General features: G+C 60.1%; 4 protein-coding genes. 1 reads left to right on the top strand and 3 read right to left on the bottom strand.

Annotated features, from left to right (window positions below; all coding sequences use genetic code 11):
- Nucleotides 1-54 precede the first annotated feature (54 nt).
- The 3 genes from ACXAIC_RS24530 to rocF form a co-directional block, all read right to left on the bottom strand.
- Entirely contained in the window at nt 55-501 is a 447-nt protein-coding gene (locus ACXAIC_RS24530; RefSeq protein ID WP_475187005.1) for a hypothetical protein, read from the bottom strand.
- 581 nt (nt 502-1,082) lie between these two features.
- Nucleotides 1,083-2,168, bottom strand: coding sequence for an ornithine cyclodeaminase (locus tag ACXAIC_RS24535; RefSeq protein WP_475187009.1), 1,086 nt, complete (start codon nt 2,166-2,168; stop codon nt 1,083-1,085).
- 13 nt (nt 2,169-2,181) lie between these two features.
- A complete protein-coding gene (rocF, locus tag ACXAIC_RS24540) occupies nt 2,182-3,123 on the bottom strand; it encodes an arginase (RefSeq protein ID WP_475187012.1) in 942 nt (313 codons plus the stop codon).
- 128 nt (nt 3,124-3,251) lie between these two features.
- Between rocF and ACXAIC_RS24545 the strand changes: the two genes are divergently transcribed.
- Complete coding sequence (locus ACXAIC_RS24545; protein WP_475187013.1) at nt 3,252-3,695, top strand: Lrp/AsnC family transcriptional regulator; 444 nt, start codon at nt 3,252-3,254, stop codon at nt 3,693-3,695.
- Nucleotides 3,696-3,961 lie beyond the last annotated feature (266 nt).

Genomic DNA, 3,961 nt, shown 5'->3' on the forward strand with positions numbered 1-3,961 from the left:
TGACTGGTACAACACAAAACGCACACACATGGGCATCAACGGCAAAACGCCACTTCAGGTCCTCAACGGAACAACCTGATCAGAAACCACAGCTAGGACGCGTAGATCCGCAAGCGACGTCCAGATATAGCCGTTGAAATAGGCTTGTGACGCTTTGACTTCTAAGCTCTTGTCGTTATCGATCAGTGAGAAAAAAATACCGCGAAGGTGCTTCCAAGAATAGACATCGAGATCGTCAGTTTCACCCGCGATTTCTACTAACCGTTTGCGAAGGGTTTCGGTAACGTCGTTGAAGAAGCGTTGATTTGACCAGTGGCGGAACGGAAAAACGTAATAGATCACGCCTACAATAAGGATGTTGAGGCCGACTGCCGCATCTTTTGGCTTCTCAGGCCAATAAAGTCCCCAAAGCCCGGTAGCGTACCCAAGCAGTCCACCGAGAACTAACAGCAAAAAGCCGGGCGTAACGAGTCTGAGCCACTTAAGAGTTCCATGAGACATCCCCCCTCCAACGCTGCAACCTTGCTTGCAGTTGCAAAAGTTTGCAACGTCTCGATTGTTCAATCACACTCAGCTAAGCTAGGCAAGACTTGGCACATCGGGCGGTTGCGAAATATGGTGTCTCAAACGCCTGCCTTGTAGACGGCACATGTCAGGTTTGCGTATGCGACCCTTGAAAGCAGACAGTCCGCTCCCGGCCCCTTCCAGTCATTCATTCCGACCGCACCAAAAGTCCGCTCTCCGCCCGATTGAGACCTTTGGCACTTTAAACTGAATGTCTCGAATCTCCGCGCAGCGGGGCTTTGCCGTATCGGGTGAACGAGTGATTGTTAGCGGCAAATTCCGCGCAGGGAAACTCAAGGGCTTGCAAGACGACACTCTGCGGAGCCTCCACCGGTAGAGTCGCCAACTTTTTTTGTCATACGATCCTGCCCGCAACCTCACTCCAACCCTTGTTGCCTCCCTGTTCTGGCGTCACCAGACCTGACGCCCCGTTCCCTTCCCCCTTGTGAGGACGGGGATCTGCTCAGAGACTGGAGCCACTGCGAGGGGCGGATTGTGCCGTGTACTGGACACGGCTGTCAGGCTGCCCGGTCATCCCCATTGGCGGCAGAGCGCAGGACCATGCCGTAAAGATCGCGCGGGTCGTCCGGGTCTGCCAGAAGGTCCAGCTTTTCAAAATGTCCCGTTTGCGGCAGAAGATCTCGGATGTAGCGCAGGGCCGCAAAGTCCTCGATGGCAAAGCCGACACTGTCGAAGAGGGTGATCTGGTCCCTGGAGCTGCGGCCCGGGGCCTTGCCCGCATAGACCTGCCACAGCTCTGTCACCGGATGATCCGGGGCAAGCTGCTGCAACTCGCCTTCAATGCGCGTCTGCTCGGGAAATTCAACAAAAAGGGCGGACCGCAGCAGAATGTCCCGGTGCAGTTCCGTCTTGCCGGGGCAATCCCCGCCGACTGCGTTGATATGAACCCCGGCGCCGACCATGTTGTCGCTCAAGATGGTGGCGCATTTTTTGTCGGCGGTCACCGTGGTGATCACCTCCGCACCTTCAATGGCATCTTCCGGGGTCTTGCAGATGGTGAGGTTCAGGCCGGACCGGGCCAGATTGCGCGACAGGCGCAGGCTCGCATCCGGGTCAATGTCATAGGCCCGGATTTCGGTGATCCCCAGAACCTCCTTGAAGGCCAGGCACTGGAAGTCGGACTGGGCGCCATTGCCGATGATGGCCATGGTCTTGGCGCCCCTCGGCGCCAGGTATTTTGCCGCCAGGGCCGATGTGGCCGCCGTGCGCAGGGCCGTCAGAATGGTCATTTCGGTAAAAAGCACCGGATAGCCGGTGGCAAGCTCCGACAGGACCCCGAACCCGGTCACGGTCTGGCGCCCGTCGCGGGTGTTTTGCGGGTGGCCATTCACATATTTGAAGCCGAAGGTTTCCCCGTCATCGGTCGGCATCAGCTCGATCACCCCCTGGGGCGCATGGGCGGGAATGCGCGGCTTCTTGTCGAACCGCTCCCAGCGCAGGAAATCCTGCTCGATATAACCGGCAAGGCCGACCAGCATCTTTTCAATGCCCACCGTGCGGATGGTGCGCATCATGTTGTCGACGCTGACAAAGGGCACATAGGCCAGATCCGAGGGCTCTGCGTTAAACCGGGCAATCATCATGTGCCTTCCTCCTTTAGAAACTGTGTGTGGGGCGGTCGAACACCCGGCGGCCGAACAGGCTGCCGGTGAGATCCACCATCAGCCGGGCGGTCTTGCCGCGCTCATCGAGAAACGGATTGAGTTCGACCAGATCCAGCGACGTGACCAGCCCGCTGTCATGGAGCATTTCCATGACCAGATGGGCCTCGCGGAAACTGGCGCCGCCTGGCACCGTGGTGCCCACGGCCGGGGCAATTTCGGGATCGAGAAAATCCACATCCAGACTGACATGAAGCAGGCCGCCGGCCGCCGCCACCCGGGCAAGGAACGGCGCGAGCAGGGCGGCAATGCCGCTTTCGTCAATCCGGCGCATGTCGCTGACGCCAACCCCGTGGCCCAGCAGCAAGTCCCGTTCGGCCGCATCAATGGACCGGACCCCGAATATCTCCACATTTTGCGGCGCGACCGGTGTTTCCAGCCGGGCGCCAAGCACGGTTTCAAACCCGGGCAGACCGCAGGCAAAGGCGAGGGGAGTGCCGTGCAGATTGCCGCTGCCGGTGCTGTCAAATGTGTGAAAATCCGAATGGGCGTCCAGCCAGAGCACGAAGAGCGGGCGGCCCAGACTTGCGGCCGCCCGGGCGTGGCCGGACACTGTTCCGGCGGCCATGGCGTGATCGCCGCCCAGATAGATTGGAAAGACCGGCCGTGTGCCCAGCTCTGCCGCCTTGGCATGGAGCGTGCGGGCCCAGCCCGCATAGGCCTTGAAATTCTTCAGGCCCGGCCTTGGCGCTTCAAGGCTGCCCACATCGGCCGGCCGCAGATTGCCGAGATCCTCAACCCTGTGGCCAAGGGCCTCAAGCTGGGTGGCAAGGCCCGCCGTGCGGACCGCATCGGGGCCCATCAGGCAGCCTTTCTGGCCTGCCCCTTCATCCACCGGCGCCCCGACCAGCACGATCTGTTGTGTCTGTGGTGCCATTGTCTGCTCCGCCCGCTGTCACCTGTTTCAAGCGTGCCGGACCGGCACGGCGGAGTAAATCCGGCCACTTGATCAAATGTGCAGCTCTTTTTATCATTTTGATATGTTGAATTTGGCAAAATGAGACAATGGACGATCTGGACCTGCGATTAATCGCGCTTCTGCGCCATGACGGGCGGCGGTCCGTTTCCGATTTGGCAACTGACCTCTCGGTCTCCCGCGCCACCGTGCGTGCGCGCATGGAAAAGCTGAGCGAGACTGGCGAGATTCTCGGCTTTACCGCCGTCTTGCGGGACGATTGGCGGGACCTGCCTATCCGGGCCATCACGCTGGTGGTGGTGGCCGGGCACAACACGGACCCGGTCATCCGCGCCTTGAGCGCCATGACCGAGGTGCGCGCCATCCATTCCACCAATGGCAAGTGGGATCTTGTTCTGGAGATTGCGACCCGCGACCTGACCGCCTTTGACGATGCGCTGAACCGCCTGCGGCTGATTGACGGCATCACCGGATCGGAAACCAATCTTCTGCTTACGACCCGCAAGGGCCCGGCGGTGGTTCCCAACGCTTGAGGGCAGGGACCTTTGCCTCGCAAAACGGGTCGCCTGGTCCGCCGAGAGCGCCTAGACTTGGCCAACACGAACACAAGGTGGCCCAAATGACAAAGGCACTGGATCTAATACCAACCTCAATAGATAGAAACCCATCTGATGGCGCTGGTCCGGATTGGCCGGCAAGGCGCGTTGGGCAGGACGGCCTGGTTGGCCGTTCAAGCGGCGCAACGCAGTCCGGCGGGCCGGAGCAGGCCACCGAGGCCGTGTTTGAGGACTGTTCAGCT

The organism is Roseibium sp. AWQ4_254 (assembly GCF_056161025.1).

Coding starts and splice junctions, on each gene's coding strand:
- rocF (WP_475187012.1), bottom strand. CDS start 3,123: ATGGCACCACAGACACAACAGATCGTGCTGGTCGGGGCGCCGGTGGAT.
- ACXAIC_RS24530 (WP_475187005.1), bottom strand. CDS start 501: ATGTCTCATGGAACTCTTAAGTGGCTCAGACTCGTTACGCCCGGCTTT.
- ACXAIC_RS24535 (WP_475187009.1), bottom strand. CDS start 2,168: ATGATGATTGCCCGGTTTAACGCAGAGCCCTCGGATCTGGCCTATGTG.
- ACXAIC_RS24545 (WP_475187013.1), top strand. CDS start 3,252: ATGGACGATCTGGACCTGCGATTAATCGCGCTTCTGCGCCATGACGGG.